Genomic DNA, 18,248 nt, shown 5'->3' on the forward strand with positions numbered 1-18,248 from the left:
TGCGTAGTTTTGCGCGCTGACCCGGGCACCCTCCGCGTCCGAGGATCGAGGCATCACGTCGCGGGCCACCCGGCCCGCCCCGGCCCGAGAGGCGACCCGATGCTCGACACCCTGCGTCCCGTCACCGGCAGGCCCCGCCTGCGCCCCGCCGTCGTCGTCCGCGCCTGCACCGCGGTCTGGAACTGGCGGTCGGCCGCACGCTGCCGCACCTCCGACGCCGAGAACCTGTTCGTCACCGGTGCCGACCAGCGCGAGGCCCGCGAGTTCTGCCTGTCCTGCCCGGTCCGCACCGAGTGCCTGGCACACGCCCTGGACCACCAGGTCGAGTTCGGCGTGTGGGGCGGGATGACCGAGCGGGAGCGCCGCGCGCTCCTGCGCCGGCGCCCGGACGTGCGCGACTGGGCCGCGCTGCTCGGGCGCGCGCGCTCCGACCACTACGCCGGACGCAGCAGGAGCGCCTGACCCGATAGCGTCAGGCGCGTGCTCGAGTTCCTGGCCGGCCTCTACCGGACGCACGCCGACGACCTCGCCACGGTGATCGACCGGCAGCGGGAGCTCCTCGCCGACGGAGCGATCACCCCGCAGCTCGACGACGTCGAGGCCGAGCTGACCTACCTGCTGCTGCGCCACCACCGGCCGTCGCAGGTGGTGGAGGTCGGCACCTACTACGGCTGGTCCACCACCTGGATCCTGTCCGCGCTGCGCGACAACGGGTCCGGCCACCTGCAGTCGTTCGACCTGGTCGACCACGTGTGCGGCACCGTGCCCGAGGAGCTGTCGACCGGGCGCTGGACGTTCCACCTCGGGGACCTTCGCGAGACCGTCGAGAAGGTCCCGGCCGACACGGGCTACCTGTTCGTCGACGCCGACCACGGACGCCGCTTCGCCCGCTGGTACCTGGAGCACCTGTTCGGGCGGATCGCGACGGGCACGCCGACCAGCGTGCACGACGTGTTCCACCTGCCCCGGGCGCGCCCGTTCACTGAGGGGTCCGAGGTGCTGCGGCACCTGGAGCGCAGCGGCACCGGCTGGTTCACCTCCTCGCGTGCGGCGGCGCCGCGGAACCTGCGCGTGCTCGACGCCGTCCGGGCCGAGCTGGGGATCACCGGCGTCCGCGGGACCTCACGCAACCCCATGCTCTTCTTCTCGATGCCCTGAGGTCAGCGGCCGGCGACGGCGGTCTGGATGCCGGAGGTGTTCGCGCCCCGCTCGGCCCGGCTGCGGGCGACGCCCGGGGTGTCCTGCGCCTCAGCCCGCCGTCGCCGCGGCGCCGGTCTCGGGGTCACCGGCCAGCAGCGCGCCGACCCGGCGCAGTCCGTCGAGGTCGGCGATGTCGCCGGCCAGCGCGGGGACCCGCGTCACGGAGACACCGGGGTGGGCGGCGGAGAACCGGGTGAGCAGGTGCTCCTCCCGTTCGTGCAGGTCGACGCGGTCGGCGTGCAGCCGCAGCACCGCGGCCGCGATCTGCGACCCCGGCCCGCCGACCTGCTCGGCCGCGGCCCGCGCACGTGCCGCGGAGACCGGCGCGAGCACCGGGTGGGTCCGGTTCAGCACGAGCCCGGCCAGCGGCATGTCCTCCGACGACAGCCGCTCGGTGAAGTACGCCGCCTCGCGCAGCGCGTCCGGCTCCGGCGCGGCGACGACGAGGAACGCCGTCCCCTCCGAGCGCAGCAGCGCGTAGGTCTTCTCGGCCCGCTCGGCGAACCCGCCGAACAGGGTGTCGAAAGCCTGCACGAACGCCGACGCGTCCTGCAGCATCTGCCCGCCGATGATCGACCCGACGGCCTTGGCGAACAGCCCGAACCCGGCCTCGACGATCCGGCGCAGCCCGCGGCCACCGGCCCGGGCGGGCGCGGCGAGCAGCCGGATCATGCGGCCGTCGAGGAAGCGGGACATGCGCTGCGGGGCGTCGAGGAAGTCCAGCGCCGAGCGCGACGGCGGTGTGTCGACGACGACGAGGTCCCAGGTCCCGGCACCGGCCAGCTGGCCCAGCTTCTCCATCGCCATGTACTCCTGCGTCCCGGAGAACGAGGAGGAGATCGTCTGGTAGAAGGGGTTCTCGATGATCTTCTGCGCCCGCTCGGGCGGGGCGTGCGACTCCACCATCTCGTCGAAGGTGCGGCGCATGTCCAGCATCATCGCGGCGAGCTCGCCGTCCACCGCCGTGACCGGGGCGGGGTCGTTGGACAGCTCGCTCACCCCGAGGGCCTGGGCCAGGCGTCGCGCCGGGTCGATGGTGAGCACGACGACCTGACGGCCGCGCTCGGCGGCGCGCACCGCGAGCGCGGCGGAGGTCGTCGTCTTGCCGACGCCGCCCGAGCCGCAGCACACGATGACCCGGGTGCCCGGGTCGTCGATCAGGGCGTCGGTGTCCAGGTCGGCGGTCATCGGCGGGCCTCCAGGTGCACACCCTGCGCGGTCATCGACTCGGCCAGCTCGTAGAGCGAGCCGAGGTCCACACCGCCGAGCAGGGCGGGCAGCGTGAGCCGTGGCAGCGGCGGGGTCGGCTCGGTCTCCAGGCGGCGCAGCGCGGCGGTCTCCCCCTCGACGGCGACGGCGTGCTCCACCGTCTCGGCGACCAGGCCGTCGATCTCGGTGGGGGCCAGTTCGATCCCGGCGCTCTGCAGACCGTTGCGGATCCGGGTCGCGTCGACCCGCCCGCCCGCGGCGGCGGTGACCGAGCGGTCGGGCAGCCACTGCTCACGCATCCGGTTCACCACGACCGAGCCCAGCGGGATCCCGGCGGCGTCGAGCTCGGCGGCCGCGTCGAGCGTCTCGGTGACCGGCAGGTCCGACAGCAGCGTGACCAGGTGCACCGCGGTGAGCGGGGAGTGGATGAGCGCCTCGACGCCCTTGGCCTGTCCGTGGATCGGCCCGACCCTGGCCAGGTCGGCCATCGCCTTGGTGACGTCGAGGAACGACACGAGACGGCCGGTGGGCGGCGCGTCGAGGACCACCGCGTCGTAGGCGGGGAGGCCGTCGGACCCCGTGCGGGTGACGCACTCCTTGGCCTTGCCGGTGAGCAGCACGTCGCGCAGGCCGGGGGCCAGAGTCGTCGCGAACTCGATCGCGCCCATCCGGCGCAGCGTCCGCCCGGCCACGCCCAGCCGGTAGAACATCTCGAAGTACTCCAGCAGGGCGGCCTCGGCGTCGACGGCCAGTGCCCGCACCTCGCCCCCGCCGGGAGCGACGGCGATCCGGCGCTCCTCGTACGGCAGCGGGGCGGTGTCGAAGACCTGGGCGATGCCCTGGCGGCCCTCGACCTCGACGAGGAGCACCCGCTTCCCGCCGCCGGCGAGGGCCAGCGCGAGGGCGGCGGCCACGGTGGTCTTGCCGGTGCCCCCCTTGCCGGACACGACGTGGAACCGCGCACGGGACAGCGCGTCCGGCCACGGGTCGGGGCGGGTTCCGGGCTCGGGCCGGACGGTCGTGGTCACGGATCCAGCGTACGAGCGCCCACCGACAGCGGCCCGTCGGCGAGGTGCGTCCCACAACGGACGGGCGTGTCCCGCGCCCCGGAGGCGGGCGTCCGTCGCAGGGGGACGGCCATCCGTCGCGCCACGGCGGTTCGGTGTCGGGTGCCCGGGTTACAGTCCCGCCCATGAGCTCCCCGGTCGTGAAGTGGGAATACCTGACCGCCCCCCTGCTGATCCACAACACCAAGGCGATCCTGGACAACTTCGGCCAGGACGGATGGGAACTGGTCACGGTGACGAGCGGCGCGAACGCCGAGCAGCTGGTCGCGTTCTTCAAGCGGCCGGTGCAGCAGTGAGCGCACTCGCCCGGCTGAAGGAGCTGGGGCTGACCCTGCCCGCGGTGGCCGCACCGGCCGGCGCCTACATCCCGGCCCGGCGCAGCGGGAACCTCGTGTTCACGGCCGGTCAGGTCCCGTTCGTGGACGGGAAGGTCGCCGCGACCGGCAAGGTCGGTGCCACGGTCACCGCCGAGCAGGCGTACGACCTGGCCCGGATCTGCACGTTGAACGCGCTCGCCGCGATCGACGGGCTGGTCGGCCTCGACAGCGTCACCGGCGTGGTGAAGGTCGTCGGGTTCGTCGCGTCGGACCCGTCGTTCTCCGGCCAGCCCGGCGTGATCAACGGTGCGTCGGACCTGCTCGGCGAGGTGTTCGGCGAGGCCGGGGCGCACGCCCGGTCGGCCGTCGGCGTCGCGGTGCTGCCCCTGGACGTGCCGGTCGAGGTGGAGCTGACGGTCGAGGTCGGCAGCTGACATGGATCGGCTCGCCGGGGTCCCGGCCGGTCACGAGCTGCTGCTGCGGCTCGCCGGCCGGTTCCCCGACGAGCTGCTCTGGCGGCTGCGCGACTGGCTGGCCGCCGGGGACACCGCGGCGCTGGGCGCGGTCCTGCCGCGCACGCTGCTGCGACACCGGATCGGGCTGACCGGGCACGAGCGCGCGCTGCTCGCCGAGGTCGTCGGGCCGGACGCGCCGTCGCGGCGCCTGGTCGAGGCGGTGCTGCCCGGCACACCGCCCGCCCCGCCCGTGTTCACGGCGGGCGAGCCGGACCTGGCCGCGTGGTCGGCGCTGTCGGTCGTGCGCGACGAGGCGTCCGCGCTGCTGCTGGCCGTCCGCGACGACGGCGCCCGCGTGCTGCTCGTGCGTGACGCGGAGCGGCCGCACCTGCTCGCCGCCGCGGTAGCGCGTCTGCTGCGCGTCCACGGTCACCGCGTCCCGCGCGTCGAGGCCCTCACCGGCGACGCCCCGACCGAGTACCACGAGGCCGCGTGCACCGCGGCGGCGTCGTTGTGGAGCCGCGAGCCGGTCCCCACCGGCTGACGCGGGACCGCGAAGGAGGCCCCCATGTCCGACCCCACGTACCGCCTGCTGCGGGGACTGGCCGGCCGGGTGGACGACGACCTGCTCGCCACCGGACGCGAACTCGTCGCCTTCGGCGAGGAGGGGCATGCGCTGGAGCTGCTGGTCGCCGAGCTCGTCGCCGGACGGGCGGTGCTGCCGCACGCGGTGCGCTCCGAGCTGGTCGCCGAGGCCGCCGCCCGCCGGGTGCAGCCCGACGCCGACGCCTGCCTGCCGCCCGCCGCGGACGTCGCGGTCGGTCCGCACCGGTTCGACGGCGACGGCCCGCCCGGTGCCGCGGAGGCGGTCGCGGTCGCGCTCGCCGGCGTCCCGGTCCCGGAGTCGGGCTGGACGCTGGCCTGGCGCACGACGCCCGCCGGTGCTGCCCCCGGCCCGCTGCCGCAGCCGGTGCTGCTGGCCCGCACCGGGCCGCACGGCGCACCCGAGGTCCTGACCTACCAGGCCCAGTCGGCGCTGGCCCGGGCCGGACTGGTCGTGTCGGTCGAGGTCGGCGACGACGGCCCGGACCCCGGCTACCACCGCGCCGCCCGGGAGGTCGCGCGTCCGCTCCCGGCCGCACCGGTCTCCGACGCCGCCGCTCCGTCCCGGGACGACGTGTCGGCGGAGGGTGTCCTGCCCACGGGGGACCTGCCGGCCTGGCCGACCTCGGGCCCGCCGTCCCTCCCCGGCGACGCGGGACGGCCCACCCCCGACACGTCCCGGTCCCCCCTGGTGGACCCCGGGGACAGGGACGGGACGGCCGGGGACCGCGCCGTCGGCTCCTCCGTCGGCTCCTCCGCAGACGCGGACATGCCCGCCTCGGACCCACCGCCCGCACCGGTCCGCATCGACCGCGCCGCGCCGCTCACCGGGAGCGCCTCCGCGGAGGCTCCGGAGTCGGAGGATCGGCCCGGCCGGGCCGATCCGGTGCCGACGACGGAGGGGTCCGCGGCAGACCCGTCGCCGGCAGCGGCCGGACCCGACGCCCGGCCGGACCCGGCCCCGGACGGAACCACGTCCGGCACCGGGCCGGACCCGGCTCCGGGAGCGCGTCCGGCTCCGGAGGGGGAGGCCCCCTCCACCGGGACAGGTCGTTCCCCGGGCGTGGACGCCACCGGGACCGGCCTCCCGGTGAGCGCGTCCGACGCGACCGCATCCGCCCCGGAGACCGGCACTGCCGATCCGACCACTCCCGGCCCGAGGACCGGCACCGCCGATCCGACCACTCCTGCCCCGGGGACCGGCATCACCGACCGGACCGCTCCCGGCCCGGGGGCCGGCACCTCCGACCCGACCACTCGCGGTCCGGAGACGGCCGCCTCCGACCCGACCTCCGGTCCGGGGACCGACACGTCCGACAGGGCCGCTCCGGTCCCGGGGACCGGCACGTCCGACGCGGCCGGTCCCGGCCCGGCCGGGTCGCGCGGCCCCGCGGCCCGGCTCGGCGCGGCGCCCGCCGAAGGGGACGGCACGGCGCATCCGGCACCGCGGCCGTCGCCGCCGATCCGGGCGCTGCGGGAGGCCTCCGCGGGCGACTGGTTCGACTCTCCCCCGGAGGGCGGCAGCCCGGACCCGACCCCGCCCAGCGGCGTCGGCGAGGTCCCCCGGCACCGGTTCGTCGCCGACCACGGATCCCCGGATAACGGCCACCACCCGGTCGGCAACGGCGCGCACCCCGCGCCCGCGGGCCGCGGGCCCGTGGCGGGATCGCCCGAGCGGCGTCCGGTCGGGCCCGCCGCGTCGCCGTCCGGGCGGCCGTCGGCCCCCTCCGACGGACCGCCCCCAGCACCGGTCGCCCCCGCAGGTCCCGGGATCCCGGGGCCCCCGGCCGCCTCGTCACCGCCTGCTGCCGCGGTGTCCCCGGCCGCGTCCGTTCCGCCGGTCGTCCCTGCGGATCCGGCCCCGACCGACCTCCGGGTGGCCCCGCGCGACCTGGGCGTGCCGCTCCGCAGGCGGGCCGGGGAGGGTCGTGCGCCCGCGGGCGGCGGGCCCGGTCCGGTCGTCGGGCGTCCGCCCGTCGGACCGCCCGCCGCACCGGGCCCCGACGAGGCGTCCTGGCTCGCGGACTGGGCCTCCGGTGCCTGGGCCGGGGAGATCCCGCCGCCCGGGACCACGGCGCGGACCGACCCGAGCGGCGTCGACGAGACCGTCCCGGGCACGCCGCACGTCGTCCCCGCCGCGACCGCCACCCCGACCGTCGACGACGACCGCCACGACGGCCCCGCGCACCATGCGACCACCGGCGACGACCCGGCCCGCCCCGGATCCGGCCGGGCACACCCGGGCCCCGGATCCGACCGGACACACGCCGGCACCTCCCCCGCCGGGGCCGAGGTCGACGGAACCGCACCGGCCCCGGAGGGCGGCCCGGCGGACCCGGCCCACGCCGGCCCGGCTCCGCACGCCGGAGCCGGACTCCACGGCCCCGCCACCGGACCGGCCGCGACCGGGACGACCGGCTCCCGGACACCGTCCGACGAGGCCGACCCCGTCGACGAGGCACCCACCCCACCCCCGGGCGTCCCGATCCTGCGTGCCCCGGTACCCCCGGCCCCGGCCGACGGGGAACGCCGCCCCCGGCACCTCCTGCTCACCGACGACGAGCCGGACAGGTGGGACGGCACCGGGTGGGACGGCACCGTGGAGGACCCCACGGAACCGGCCGACGTCGTCGCACCCGCACCGGCGACGGAGCACGCCGCACCCTCGGCGGAGCAGCCCGCACCCTCGGCGGAGCAGCCCGCACCCTCGGCGGAGCAGCCCGCACCCTCGGCGGAGCAGCCCGCACCCTCGGCGGAGCAGCCCGCACCGGATCCGGCGGAGGGACCCACGACGGGGCCCGCGGACGAACCCGCGCCGAGGCCGCGGCCGCGACCCCGTCCCGCCGGGGGCCTGGCCGACCGGCTCACCCCCACCGAACAGGACCTGCTGCAGCGCCTCCACGAGGAGCTCGCGGCCCGCGAGAACGGCGGCGAGCCGACCCCGCGCAACGGCACCGCCCGCACCGACCGGGGCTGAGCCGCGGCCGGCCCGGCGGTGGCGGGGAATCAGCCGACCGCGCGCACGATCCGGTCGATCACCCGCTGCAGGTGCAGCGCCCGTGCGGCGTCCACCGGGAGGTCGGCACCGGAGCCGATCGCGTCGGCGAGGTCGTCCAGCAGCGCGCCGAAGCAGGCGACCGCGTCGGCCGGTCGACGGTCGAGCACGTACCGGCCGCGGCCGTCCGCCCCGAGCCCGCCGACCAGCGCCACCTCGAACTCCGTCGGGTCCACCGGGACGCGCAGCGACAGCACCACCGAGCTGCGGGCGCCGCCGTCGTGGACGAGGCCGATCCGCCACAGGTCGGGCTCGTCGCGGTGGGCGTGGTCGATGTCGACGACCGGGCCCAGCGCCGCGTCGAGCAGGTCCACGACGTGCGGGCCGACGTCGAGCAGCGCCCCGTGCTCGGCCCGCCACGACGACGCCGCGAACGGCCCGCCGAGCAGCGCCCCGGACAGCCAGCGGGCGGTCGCGGTCGTCCCGGGCCCGCCGGCGCCGGCCGGGACCGCGTCGAGCCAGGCCCGGATCGCCGGGTCGAACCGCAGGGTCAGCATCGTCGCCGACCGGACGCCCGAGGCCGCGACCGCGGCGGCGGCCCGTTCCGCGGCGGGCAGGTCCGCGGCCAGCGGCTTCTCCAGCACCACGTGCTTCCCGGCGGCCACCACCCGCTCCAGCAGCTCGGCCTGCACGGCGGGCGGGACGGCGAACGCGACGGCGTCGCACGCGTCGAGCAGGTCCTCGACCGAGGCGTGCACCGGACCGCCGGAGACCGCGGCGACCTCGGCGGCCGCCTCCGGCCGGCGCGCCCACACCCCGGCCGCCGACCAGCGGGGATGCGCCGCGATGGCGGGGGCGTGCACCTGTCGCGCCCACGGTCCGGCGCCGAGCAGTCCGATACGCATGCGGGCATTCTCACCGCCGACCGGCGCCGATCATGACCTAGGGTCGGCGGCCATGAGCGATGATCCGGCGGCGCAGCCGGTCGAGCCGAGGGCCGCCGCGACGGTCCTGCTGGTCCGCGACGAGCCGGGCACCGGTGACCTGCAGGTCTTCCTGCAGCGGCGGGTGGCCGGGATGGCGTTCGCCGGTGGCATGACCGTGTTCCCCGGCGGCGGGGTCTCCGCCGGCGACGAGCCGGACCCCGCCCGGTGGCGCGGCCCGGAGCCCGAGCGGTTCGGCGCCCGGTTGGCCCAGCCCGCGGACCTGGCCGCCGCGCTGGTGACCGCCGCCGTCCGCGAGACGTTCGAGGAGTGCGGCGTGCTGCTGGCCGCCCCCGCCGGCACCGAGCCCGGCCCGCTGGACGCCGCCGCGGCCTGGCGGGACGACCTCGTCGCCCACCGCACCACGCTGCCGGGGCTGCTCGCGGCCCACGACCTGGAGCTGCGCGCGGACCTGCTGGTCCCGTGGGCCCGCTGGATCACCCCGCCGCGCAACCCGAGGCGCTACGACACCGCGTTCCTCGTGGCCCGGGTGCCGGACGGCCAGGTCGCCGACGACGCCACCACCGAGGCCGTCGAGGCGCGCTGGTGGAGCCCGGCCGAGGCCCTGTCCGGCTACGACGACGGCGACCTCCAGCTGATGCCGCCCACCCTGCGGACCCTGCAGGAGCTGCACCGGCACGACAGCGCGGGCGAGGTGCTGGCCGCCGCCGCGGCGCGGGACATCGAGCCGATCACCCCCGAGGTGCGGCGCGAGGGCAGGGTCGTCACGATCACCCTGCCCGGCGACCCCGACTGGATCTACGAGGAGACGACCCGGTGAGCCACCCGCTCTACGGCACTCTGCGCGCCGTGCACCCGCTGGCGTCGGTGCTGCTGCAGGACAACCCCGGCCCGATGACCCTGGAGGGCACCAACACCTGGGTGCTCGCGGCGTCGGACGCGCACGACCGGATCGTCGTCGACCCGGGTGAGGACGACGGGACGCACCTGGAGGCGCTGGCCGACGGCCCGCCGGTGGCCGCGGTCGTCCTGACCCACCGCCACCACGACCACGCCGGTGGGATCGGCCGGTTCGTCGAGCTGACCGGGGCGCCCGTGTTCGCCAAGGACCCGTCGCTGGCCTCGGGGACCACCCCGCTGGTCGACGGCGTCGCCGTCGCCGGTGGCGGGGTCGAGTTGGAGGTGCTGACCACCCCCGGCCACACCTCGGACTCGGTGTCGCTGCTGCTGCGCGGCCCCGGCTCCGACGGCGTCGCGCTGCTGTCCGGCGACACCGTGCTCGGCCGCGGCACGACCGTCATCGCCCACCCCGACGGCACCCTCGGGCCCTACCTGGACTCGCTGCGCCGGATCGCGGAGCTACCCGCGGGCACCCCGGTCCTGCCCGGCCACGGGCCGGAGCTCCCGGACGCCGCCGAGACCGCGCGGCACTATCTTGCCCACCGCGAGCAGCGGCTGGAGCAGGTCCGGGTGGCGCTGGAGCGGCTCGGGCCCGGTGCCTCGGCCCGCGACGTCGTCGAGGTCGTCTACGCCGACGTCGACACCTCGCTGTGGGACGCCGCCGAGCTGTCGGTGCGCGCGCAGCTCGACCACCTGCGGGGATGAACCCGGTCGGGCGGGGCGTTGAAGGGACCGGACCGACCCGCCTGTGGTCCCCTGCTCCCCACCGGGGTGTCGCGATCCGTCCTCCCCGTACCGCTCAGAAGGAGACCTCCGTGCGTCGCACGATCCTGGCCGTGGCCGCCGCGCTGCTGGCCCTCACCACCCTCGTCGGCTGCAGCAGCGGCGGGTCCGACACCGTGCGGATCGGCACCGAGGGGACCTACAGCCCGTTCAGCTTCCAGGGCCCCGACGGCGAGCTGACCGGCTACGACGTCGAGGTCGCCCGCGCGGTCGGCGCCAAGCTGGGCAAGGACGTCGAGTTCGTCCAGACCCCGTGGGACTCGATCTTCGCCGCGCTGGAGTCGCAGCGCATCGACCTCGTCGCCAACCAGGTCACGATCAACGACGAGCGGAGGGCGAAGTACGACCTCTCCGCGCCCTACACCGTGTCCGAGGGCGTGATCGTCACCCGCGCCGACGACACCGCCATCCGGTCCCTCGCCGACCTGCGGGGCCGCACCACCGCGCAGTCCGCGACCAGCAACTGGGCCGAGGTCGCCCGCGGCGCCGGCGCGAACGTCGAGGCCGTCGAGGGCTTCGTGCAGGCCGTCCAGCTGCTCAAGGACGGCCGCATCGACGCGACCGTCAACGACACCCTCGCCGTCGGCGAGTACGAGAAGTCGACCGGGGACACGGGCGTCAAGGTCGCCGGCACCACCGGGGACACCAGCGAGCAGGCCTTCGCCGCCCGCAAGGACAGCGGCCTGATGCCCGACGTGGACCGGGCGCTGGCCGAGCTGCGCGCCGACGGCACGCTGAAGCAGCTCTCGGAGAAGTACTTCGGCAGCGACGTCAGCGGGAAGTAGATGGACCCCGCCACCTGGGACCTGATCGGCCGCAACCTGTGGCCGATGCTGAAGGCGACGGTCACGATGACCATCCCGCTGACGGCGATCAGCTTCGTCATCGGGCTGGTCCTGGCCCTGCTGCTGGCGCTGGCCCGGATCTCCTCGATCGCGCCGCTGTCCCGGCTGGCCCGCGCCTACATCTCGGTCGTGCGCGGCACGCCGCTGCTGGTCCAGCTGTTCATCGTGTTCTACGCGCTGCCTCAGCTGGGCCTGGTGATCGACCCGTTTCCGTCCGCGGTGATCGCGTTCAGCCTCAACGTCGGCGGCTACGCGGCCGAGGTCATCCGGGCGGCGATCCTCTCCATCCCGAAGGGGCAGTGGGAGGCCGCGCAGACCATCGGCATGGGCTACCCGACGACGCTGCGGCGCGTGATCCTCCCCCAGGCCGCGCGCACCGCCGTCCCACCGCTGTCGAACACGCTGATCTCGCTGGTCAAGGACACCTCGCTGGCCTCGACCATCCTGGTGACCGAGCTGTTGCGGGTCGCCCAGCTGGCGGCGGCGCCGACGTTCGACTTCTTCGCCCTCTACGGCGTGGCCGCGGTGTACTACTGGATCGTCTGCCTGATCCTCTCGTCCGTGCAGGCACGGGTGGAGACGCGGCTGGAGAGGTACGTGGCGCGATGAGCGACCTGCTGACCGTCCGGGGCCTGCGGAAGTCCTTCGGGACGCTGGAGGTGCTGCGCGACATCGGGTTCGACGTCCCGGCCGGGACCGTCACCGCGGTGATCGGGCCGTCGGGCTCGGGCAAGACGACGGTGCTGCGCGCCCTGAACGCGCTGGACCGGGCCGACGCCGGGGTGATCACCATCGGCGATCTGGCGGTCGACTTCGGCGCCCCCGTCGACCGGTCCACCCTGGCCCGGTTCCGGTCCCGGACCGCGATGGTGTTCCAGTCGCACAACCTGTTCCCGCACCGCACCGTCCTGGAGAACGTCATCGAGGGCCCGGTGGTCGTGCAGAAGCGCCCCCGGGCCGACGCGACCGCCGACGCCCGGCGGATGCTGGACCAGGTCGGGCTGGCCGAGAAGGCCGACCAGTACCCGTACCAGCTCTCCGGCGGCCAGCAGCAGCGCGTCGGGATCGCCCGCGCGCTGGCCCTCGACCCGCAGCTGATGCTGTTCGACGAGCCCACCTCGGCGCTGGACCCCGAGCTCGTCGGCGACGTCCTGCGGGTCATCAAGGACCTGGCGACGGCGGGCCGGACGATGGTCATCGTCACCCACGAGATCCGCTTCGCCCAGCAGGTCGCCGACCAGGTCCTCTTCGTCGACGGCGGGGTGGTGGCGGAGTCCGGGCCGCCCTCGCGGGTGCTGGTCGAGCCGGAACAGCCCCGCACCCGGCAGTTCCTGAAGCGGATCCTCGACCCGATCTAGACCCCGGGCGGGGCGCCGCCGGAGTCGCCGTGGGCGTCGACCCACTCCTCGCGGAACCGGCGCAGGAACTCCTCCAGGGCCGCGTGTCGCCGCTCGCCCATCTCGCGGCCGGCGGCGGTGCGCAGCTCGCCGCGCAGCCGCAGCAGCTTCTCGTGGAAGTGGGCGACGACCGATCCGGTCGGCCCGGACCGGTAGCCGCCGGTCGCGACGCCCGCGGCCGGATCCCACAGGGGCTCGCCGATCGCGCCGCCGTAGGCGAACGCGCGGGCGATGCCGGTGGCGCCCATCGCGTCGAGCATGTCGGCGTCGTGCAGGCAGGCCGCGATGCGGTCCGCCGTGGGCGCCGACGCCGCCTCGGAGAACGAGTACCGGCCGGTGGCCTCGACGGCGTCGAGCACCGGGTCCCACAGCTGCTCGGCGACCCCGCCGCGCCGCAGCGCGTCCCGGGCGTCGTCGCGGACCTCCGCGGGGGCGACGACGCGGCCGAGCCGGACCTCGGCGGCCCGGTGGTGGTCGTGCACGTACGCGGCGACGGCGGCGACGAACCCGTCCAGGCCCTCCCGCACCGCGAGCCGGGCCGACAGCCCGGCGACCCGGTCGAGGTGCCCGAGGTCGTGCGCGACGTCCGCACCGGCCATGTCACCGGCGACGACGTCGCGCAGCCGCCGCAGCTCCCCGGCGCCACTCACACCGGGCTCCCGGCCGCGACGACGCGGGCCTCGGTGTCGGCGACCGAGCCGCGGCGCAGCCACAGCAGCCCCGCGACCAGCAGCCCCAGGGCGCCGCCCGCCGCGTACCCGCCCGGCCCGACGAGGTCGATCATGACGCCGGACAGGGCCTGCCCGACCGAGACACCGAGCACCGCGGCCATCACCATCCAGTTGAACGCCTCGGTCGCCGACCCGGCCGGAGCAGTCTGCTCGACGCCGAGGGAGTGCGCGGTGACCTGCGGGGTGATCAGCGCGCCGGCGGCCGTCATCACCACGGCCAGCAGCACCAGCGAGCCGAGCGGGGAGACCAGCCCCATCGCCGTCACCAGGACGGCGAAGCCGGCGAGCAGGACCGGGAGCCGCAGGTGCAGCGGCCGCGGCCAGGGCCGCATCCCGTAGAGCACCCCGGTCAGCACCGAGACCACCGACCAGAGCGAGAGCAGGACCCCGCCGGCGGCGGGCGACCCGGCGAACGCGGTCGCGGCGATCACGCCGACCTCGGCGGTCCCCGCCACCAGCCCGAACCCGAGCGACGCCAGCGCCACCGTCCGCAGCCCGGGGCGCCGGAACACCCCGAGCAGCCCGGCCTCGACCGGCAGCGACCCGTCGGCGCGCTCGGCGCGGATGCGGGCCGAGCGGCGTCGTACGGCGGCGGTGAGCGCGAACCAGGTGGTACCGACGATCTCCGCGGTCGCCGCGACGACGAGCGCGGTGCCCGGCCACGGCGTCGCCACCACCAGCACCGCGGCCAGCGCGGGACCCATGATGAAGAAGATCTCGAGGCTGATCGCCTCGTAGGTGTAGGCGGCCTCGCGGCGCGGCCCGGGCGGGGTCAGGTCCGACCACAGCGCCCGCGACGACCCCTCGAACGCCGGCGTCGCGAGCCCGGTGACGACCGCGACCGCGACGGTGAGCGGCAGCGCCGCCCGGGACTCGATGCTCAGCACCAGCCCGGTGACGCACAGCAGGTAGACGGCGACGAGCACCAGCATCGGCCGGGTCGGGCCCAGCCGGTCCAGCACCCGCCCCTGCACGACCGTGCCGACCGCGGTCCCGACCAGCAGCGCCGCGGAGACCGCTCCGGCGACGGCGTAGGAGCCGTGGACCTCACGGACGTAGAGCAACGTGGCGAGACTGTGCATCGCGATCGGGAACCGACCGAGGACGGAGGCACAGACCGGCGCGGCCGCCCCGGGGGTGCCCAGGGCGGCGCGGTAGTCGGAGAGGGCGGCGGGCACGCCCCAGCATCACATGATCTGGGACGCCCGTACCAGAGGATTCAGCGCGCGCGTCGTGCGAGGCGCTCCGGCTCCAGGATCAGCACGCTCTTGCCCTCCAGCCGCAGCCAGCCACGGTGCGCGAAGTCGGCGAGCGCCTTGTTCACGGTCTCGCGGGAGGCGCCGACGAGCTGGGCGATCTCCTCCTGCGTGAGGTCGTGGGTGACCCGCAGCAGGCCCGACTCCTGGGAACCGAACTGGCGCGCGAGCTGCAGCAGCGACTTCGCCACGCGGCCCGGCACGTCGGTGAAGATCAGGTCGGCGAGCATGTTGTTGGTGCGGCGCAGGCGACGGGCCAGCACGCGCAGCAGCTGCTCGGCGATCTCCGGACGCTTGCCGATCCACTCCCGCAGCGCGCTGCGGTCCATGGTGTAGCAGCGCACCTCGGTGACCGCGGTCGCCGAGGACGTGCGCGGGCCCGGGTCGAAGATCGACAGCTCGCCGAACATGTCCGACGGGCCGGCCACCATGAGGAGGTTCTCCCGGCCGTCGGGGGACTTCCGACCGAGCTTCACCTTCCCGCCCGACACGATGTAGAGGCGGTCACCGGGCTCACCTTCGGAGAAGATGACCTGCCCGCGGGAGAACTCGGCAGTCTCCAGAGCTTCGGCCAGCGCCTCGGCGGCCTGGGGCTCCACACCTTGGAAGATCCCTGCCCGGATCAGAACCTCGTCCACTGCAATGCTCCTCGTTCACCGGCCGTGTCGTCACGGCGGGTCGTCGGCGCGTCAGTGTAGAGGTCTTCGCCACACACGTGCGCACCACTGGCCCGATCGGATCGACATCCGATCGGGTCCGATTCGTCGCGGGGCGCCGTCACGCACCCGTACGCGATCTTGTCAGGCCGACGGGACCTGGCTCCGACGTGCCCCCCGACGGCGCCGGTTGCGCAGCCGGAACAGTTCCAGAGCACGGCCCGTGCCGGACCGGAACAGGGCACGGACCTCGTCCGGACGCGGCTGTTCGAGCATCTCGTCCAGCTCGTCCTGGCGCACGGTGGACTCCCGCATGCGGGACTCCACGCGCTCCATACCGAGCGCGAAGAACATCACGAGCAGCGGGACGAGAACGCTCAACCAGGCAGTCATGGCGACTCCGATCCTCCCGTACGGGTTCGGAGCCCGGCCGGTCGGGGGTGGCCGCGTCGGGGTCTTCGTGACGCGACCGTGACCTCGTAGCCCGTTCGGCGCACACCCGGCCGGGTGCACGCACCGCTCGTCGGACGTGTCGCCGCGCCGGCCGGTCGAACACCCCCCGACGCGGACCGGACCGCACCCGGCGACGAGCGGTGCACGGCGCGACACCGTGACACGACTGTCGGTGCCCACCCGTACGCTCGGTCACGTGAGCACCTCCGCCGGACGGCCGTCGCGGGCGTCGCGGCCCACCCCCCGCGCGGCCGCCGGTCTCGCCGCGCGCGTCGCGGCCGGGGAGAGCCCGATCGGGCGAGCGCGCCGGGTCAACCGCATCCTCCGGTCGCTGGCGGAGGCCTACCCGCAGGCGCACTGCGAGCTGGACTTCACCACACCGCTGGACCTCGCCGTCGCGACGATCCTGTCCGCGCAGTGCACCGACGAGCGGGTCAACCAGGTCACCCCCGCGCTGTTCGCCCGGTACCCCACCGCCGCGGACTACGCGGGCGCCGACCGGACCGAGCTCGAGGAGCTGATCCGCTCCACCGGCTTCTACCGGAACAAGGCGACGTCGTTGACCGGGCTGGGCGCCGCCGTCGTCGAGCGGCACGGCGGGGAGCTGCCGTCGACGCTGGGCGAGCTGGTGACGCTGCCCGGCATCGGGCGCAAGACCGCGAACGTCATCCTCGGCAACGCGTTCGGCGTCCCCGGGATCACCGTCGACACCCACTTCGGACGCCTGGTGCGCCGCTGGGGCTGGACGACCGAGGAGGACCCGGTCAAGGTCGAGCACGCGGTCGGCGGGCTCGTCCCGCGGCGGGACCGGACGATCGTGTCCCACCACGTGATCTTCCACGGGCGCCGGGTCTGCCATTCGCGCAAGCCGGCCTGCGGCGCCTGCACGATCGCGGCGGACTGCCCCGCCTTCGGGCTCGGCCCCACCGACCCGGGCGAGGCCGCGGCGCTGGTCAAGGGCCCGGAGCGGGACCACCTGCTCGCACTCGCGGGGATCGCGGGGCCGCCCGGGGACGGCCGGTGACCCGGACAGGCGCCTCCCGCTCCGAGATCGTGTCGACCGTGGTCGTCGTCGTCCTGGTCGCGATCGCGGTCTGGGCGCTGTGGCCCTCCGGCTCCACCTCCGGCGGCAGCGGCGGCGCCGGCCCCGCGGTGGGCGCCGCCCCGGCCGACCGGCCCGAGACCGACCTCGCCGCCGCGGACCCGCAGGCGCTGGCCGCCGCGCGTGCCTCGGCCCGGCTGGCACCCTGCCCCGCCCCGTCCGGCGGCACCCCGGCCGGTCCGCTCGCCGGGATCACCGTGCCGTGCCTGGGCGCCGACGGCCGTACCGATCTGGGCGCCGCCCTGACCGGGCGTCCGACGCTGGTCAACTTCTGGGCGTCGTGGTGCGTGCCGTGCCGCGACGAACTGCCCGCGCTGCAGGACTACGCGCAGCGGCCAGGCGCTCTGCCGGTGCTCACCGTCGACGTGCAGGACGATCCGGTGTCCGCGCTGGCCCTGTCCGCGCAGCTGGGGGTCACCCTGCCGGCCGTGACCGACCCGCAGCGGGCCGTGCGCCGCGCGCTGGACACCCCGCCGCTGCTCCCGGTCAGCTACGTGACCCGCGCCGACGGCGGCGTCACGATGGTGGACCCGCCCGTCCCGTTCCGGACCGCCGACGACGTCGCGGCCGCCGTGGAGCGGTTCCGGTGACCGCGCAGGCGGGAGTGCCGCGGGTGCCCGATCCCGACCCCGCGGCGACGCCGGCGTCGCTGCGCCCGCTCGTCGACGGGGCGCTGGGCCTGGACCCGGACTGGTTCGGCTGGCGACGCCTGCAGCCCGACAGCGGCGAGCCGCGCCGGGCCTCGGTGCTGATGCTGTTCACCGACGGGGGGGCCGGCGGGCCGGACGTGCTGCTCACCGAGCGCGCGGCGACACTGCGCTCGCACGCCGGGCAGGTCGCCTTCCCCGGTGGGCGGCTCGACCCGACCGACACCGGCCCGGTGCACGCCGCGCTGCGGGAGGCCCGGGAGGAGACCGGGCTGGACCCGTCCGGGGTCGTACCACTGGCCCTCCTGCCGGACCTGTTCATCCCGCCCACCGGGTTCCTGGTGACCCCGGTGCTGGCGCACTGGGCGTCGCCGTCGCCGGTGCGGGTGGTCGACACCGCCGAGGTCGCCCGGGTCGTCCGGGTCCCGGTGGCGGTCCTGACCGACCCGGCGAACCGGTTCACCGTGCGCGGCCCCGGCGGCCACACCGGCCCGGCCTTCGACGCCGCGGGCCTGATGGTCTGGGGTTTCACCGCGGGCCTGCTGTCCGCGCTGCTGCAACGGTCCGGCTGGGAGCGTCCCTGGGACGCCGGCCGGGTCCTCGATCTCGACGACGCCTGGGCCCGCGCCCGGCGGCACGAACCGGAAGGAGTCCGGGTGGACGACCACGGCGTGGTGGACCGGTGAGC

The 18,248-nt window shown here is 75.9% G+C and carries 21 protein-coding genes; 14 read left to right on the forward strand and 7 right to left on the reverse strand.

Annotation, left to right across the window (positions count from 1 at the left end; genetic code table 11):
- Positions 1-99 precede the first annotated feature (99 nt).
- Both WHI96_RS00060 and WHI96_RS00065 read left to right on the forward strand, forming a co-directional pair.
- On the forward strand, positions 100-462 hold the full coding sequence (locus WHI96_RS00060; RefSeq protein ID WP_226354313.1) for a WhiB family transcriptional regulator: 363 nt from the start codon (positions 100-102) through the stop codon (positions 460-462).
- A gap of 18 nt (positions 463-480) precedes the next feature.
- Positions 481-1,158: a class I SAM-dependent methyltransferase gene (locus WHI96_RS00065; protein WP_345654220.1), complete on the forward strand. Its 678-nt coding sequence runs from the start codon at positions 481-483 to the stop codon at positions 1,156-1,158.
- Positions 1,159-1,248: 90 nt separating this feature from the next.
- Here WHI96_RS00065 and bagB read toward each other — a convergent pair whose 3' ends face one another.
- Together bagB and bagA are read right to left on the reverse strand one after the other, a co-directional pair.
- The gene (gene bagB / locus WHI96_RS00070) at positions 1,249-2,388 is read right to left on the reverse strand and encodes an ArsA family ATPase (protein ID WP_345654223.1); all 1,140 of its coding nucleotides are present in this window, start codon (positions 2,386-2,388) and stop codon (positions 1,249-1,251) included.
- The gene (gene bagA, locus WHI96_RS00075; protein ID WP_345654226.1) at positions 2,385-3,437 is read right to left on the reverse strand and encodes an ATPase BagA; all 1,053 of its coding nucleotides are present in this window, start codon (positions 3,435-3,437) and stop codon (positions 2,385-2,387) included. The genes bagB and bagA overlap by 4 nt, the downstream gene beginning before the upstream one ends.
- Before the next feature lie 164 nt (positions 3,438-3,601).
- Here bagA and sp36 point away from each other — a divergent pair, with 164 nt between their 5' ends.
- From sp36 to WHI96_RS00095, 4 genes are read left to right on the forward strand one after another with little or no spacing between them, the layout of a single operon-like run.
- On the forward strand, positions 3,602-3,772 hold the full coding sequence (sp36, locus tag WHI96_RS00080; protein ID WP_139282840.1) for a Sp36 family protein: 171 nt from the start codon (positions 3,602-3,604) through the stop codon (positions 3,770-3,772).
- Positions 3,769-4,227 carry a RidA family protein gene (locus tag WHI96_RS00085; RefSeq protein ID WP_345654229.1) on the forward strand — a complete coding sequence of 153 codons (459 nt, stop codon included), beginning with the start codon at positions 3,769-3,771 and terminating at the stop codon, positions 4,225-4,227. Before sp36 ends, WHI96_RS00085 begins: the two co-directional genes overlap by 4 nt.
- Before the next feature lies 1 nt (position 4,228).
- Positions 4,229-4,792, forward strand: a complete 564-nt coding sequence (locus WHI96_RS00090; protein ID WP_345654232.1) for a hypothetical protein — start codon at positions 4,229-4,231, stop codon at positions 4,790-4,792.
- A gap of 24 nt (positions 4,793-4,816) precedes the next feature.
- Entirely contained in the window at positions 4,817-7,828 is a 3,012-nt protein-coding gene (locus WHI96_RS00095; protein ID WP_345654235.1) for a hypothetical protein, read from the forward strand.
- Between the two features lie 29 nt (positions 7,829-7,857).
- Here WHI96_RS00095 and WHI96_RS00100 read toward each other — a convergent pair whose 3' ends face one another.
- Complete coding sequence (locus tag WHI96_RS00100; protein ID WP_345654238.1) at positions 7,858-8,751, reverse strand: Gfo/Idh/MocA family protein; 894 nt, start codon at positions 8,749-8,751, stop codon at positions 7,858-7,860.
- Between the two features lie 52 nt (positions 8,752-8,803).
- On the opposite strand from WHI96_RS00100, the gene WHI96_RS00105 reads away from it, so the two are divergent.
- The 5 genes from WHI96_RS00105 to WHI96_RS00125 all read left to right on the forward strand — a co-directional run bounded on the left by WHI96_RS00105 (position 8,804) and on the right by WHI96_RS00125 (position 12,676).
- Positions 8,804-9,610 carry an NUDIX hydrolase gene (locus WHI96_RS00105; protein ID WP_345654241.1) on the forward strand — a complete coding sequence of 269 codons (807 nt, stop codon included), beginning with the start codon at positions 8,804-8,806 and terminating at the stop codon, positions 9,608-9,610.
- Positions 9,607-10,395 carry an MBL fold metallo-hydrolase gene (locus WHI96_RS00110; RefSeq protein ID WP_345654244.1) on the forward strand — a complete coding sequence of 263 codons (789 nt, stop codon included), beginning with the start codon at positions 9,607-9,609 and terminating at the stop codon, positions 10,393-10,395. Before WHI96_RS00105 ends, WHI96_RS00110 begins: the two co-directional genes overlap by 4 nt.
- A 110-nt stretch (positions 10,396-10,505) precedes the next feature.
- Positions 10,506-11,258 carry an amino acid ABC transporter substrate-binding protein gene (locus WHI96_RS00115; protein ID WP_345654247.1) on the forward strand — a complete coding sequence of 251 codons (753 nt, stop codon included), beginning with the start codon at positions 10,506-10,508 and terminating at the stop codon, positions 11,256-11,258.
- The gene (locus tag WHI96_RS00120) at positions 11,259-11,927 is read left to right on the forward strand and encodes an amino acid ABC transporter permease (protein WP_345654250.1); all 669 of its coding nucleotides are present in this window, start codon (positions 11,259-11,261) and stop codon (positions 11,925-11,927) included.
- On the forward strand, positions 11,924-12,676 hold the full coding sequence (locus WHI96_RS00125; RefSeq protein WP_345654253.1) for an amino acid ABC transporter ATP-binding protein: 753 nt from the start codon (positions 11,924-11,926) through the stop codon (positions 12,674-12,676). Before WHI96_RS00120 ends, WHI96_RS00125 begins: the two co-directional genes overlap by 4 nt.
- Here the strand turns inward: WHI96_RS00125 and WHI96_RS00130 are convergent.
- From WHI96_RS00130 to WHI96_RS00145, 4 genes are all read right to left on the reverse strand, one after another.
- On the reverse strand, positions 12,673-13,365 hold the full coding sequence (locus tag WHI96_RS00130; protein WP_345654256.1) for an HD domain-containing protein: 693 nt from the start codon (positions 13,363-13,365) through the stop codon (positions 12,673-12,675). The genes WHI96_RS00125 and WHI96_RS00130 overlap by 4 nt on opposite strands.
- On the reverse strand, positions 13,362-14,624 hold the full coding sequence (locus WHI96_RS00135; RefSeq protein WP_345654259.1) for an MFS transporter: 1,263 nt from the start codon (positions 14,622-14,624) through the stop codon (positions 13,362-13,364). The genes WHI96_RS00130 and WHI96_RS00135 overlap by 4 nt, the downstream gene beginning before the upstream one ends.
- A gap of 41 nt (positions 14,625-14,665) precedes the next feature.
- A complete protein-coding gene (locus WHI96_RS00140; protein WP_020628211.1) occupies positions 14,666-15,340 on the reverse strand; it encodes a Crp/Fnr family transcriptional regulator in 675 nt (224 codons plus the stop codon).
- 162 nt (positions 15,341-15,502) lie between these two features.
- On the reverse strand, positions 15,503-15,751 hold the full coding sequence (locus tag WHI96_RS00145) for a hypothetical protein (protein ID WP_043282623.1): 249 nt from the start codon (positions 15,749-15,751) through the stop codon (positions 15,503-15,505).
- Between the two features lie 352 nt (positions 15,752-16,103).
- On the opposite strand from WHI96_RS00145, the gene nth reads away from it, so the two are divergent.
- From nth to WHI96_RS00160, 3 genes are read left to right on the forward strand one after another with little or no spacing between them, the layout of a single operon-like run.
- On the forward strand, positions 16,104-16,835 hold the full coding sequence (gene nth, locus WHI96_RS00150; RefSeq protein ID WP_425571735.1) for an endonuclease III: 732 nt from the start codon (positions 16,104-16,106) through the stop codon (positions 16,833-16,835).
- A complete protein-coding gene (locus WHI96_RS00155; RefSeq protein WP_345654266.1) occupies positions 16,832-17,503 on the forward strand; it encodes a TlpA family protein disulfide reductase in 672 nt (223 codons plus the stop codon). The genes nth and WHI96_RS00155 overlap by 4 nt, the downstream gene beginning before the upstream one ends.
- Positions 17,500-18,246, forward strand: coding sequence for an NUDIX hydrolase (locus WHI96_RS00160; RefSeq protein ID WP_425571732.1), 747 nt, complete (start codon positions 17,500-17,502; stop codon positions 18,244-18,246). The genes WHI96_RS00155 and WHI96_RS00160 overlap by 4 nt, the downstream gene beginning before the upstream one ends.
- Positions 18,247-18,248: the final 2 nt, after the last annotated feature.

Source organism: Pseudonocardia tropica (assembly GCF_040105315.1).
GTDB classification, from domain to species: domain Bacteria; phylum Actinomycetota; class Actinomycetes; order Mycobacteriales; family Pseudonocardiaceae; genus Pseudonocardia; species Pseudonocardia alni.

Coding starts and splice junctions, on each gene's coding strand:
- sp36 (WP_139282840.1), top strand. CDS start 3,602: ATGAGCTCCCCGGTCGTGAAGTGGGAATACCTGACCGCCCCCCTGCTG.
- WHI96_RS00105 (WP_345654241.1), top strand. CDS start 8,804: ATGAGCGATGATCCGGCGGCGCAGCCGGTCGAGCCGAGGGCCGCCGCG.
- WHI96_RS00125 (WP_345654253.1), top strand. CDS start 11,924: ATGAGCGACCTGCTGACCGTCCGGGGCCTGCGGAAGTCCTTCGGGACG.
- WHI96_RS00095 (WP_345654235.1), top strand. CDS start 4,817: ATGTCCGACCCCACGTACCGCCTGCTGCGGGGACTGGCCGGCCGGGTG.
- WHI96_RS00100 (WP_345654238.1), bottom strand. CDS start 8,751: ATGCGTATCGGACTGCTCGGCGCCGGACCGTGGGCGCGACAGGTGCAC.
- WHI96_RS00120 (WP_345654250.1), top strand. CDS start 11,259: ATGGACCCCGCCACCTGGGACCTGATCGGCCGCAACCTGTGGCCGATG.
- WHI96_RS00145 (WP_043282623.1), bottom strand. CDS start 15,751: ATGACTGCCTGGTTGAGCGTTCTCGTCCCGCTGCTCGTGATGTTCTTC.
- WHI96_RS00060 (WP_226354313.1), top strand. CDS start 100: ATGCTCGACACCCTGCGTCCCGTCACCGGCAGGCCCCGCCTGCGCCCC.
- WHI96_RS00090 (WP_345654232.1), top strand. CDS start 4,229: ATGGATCGGCTCGCCGGGGTCCCGGCCGGTCACGAGCTGCTGCTGCGG.
- bagB (WP_345654223.1), bottom strand. CDS start 2,388: ATGACCGCCGACCTGGACACCGACGCCCTGATCGACGACCCGGGCACC.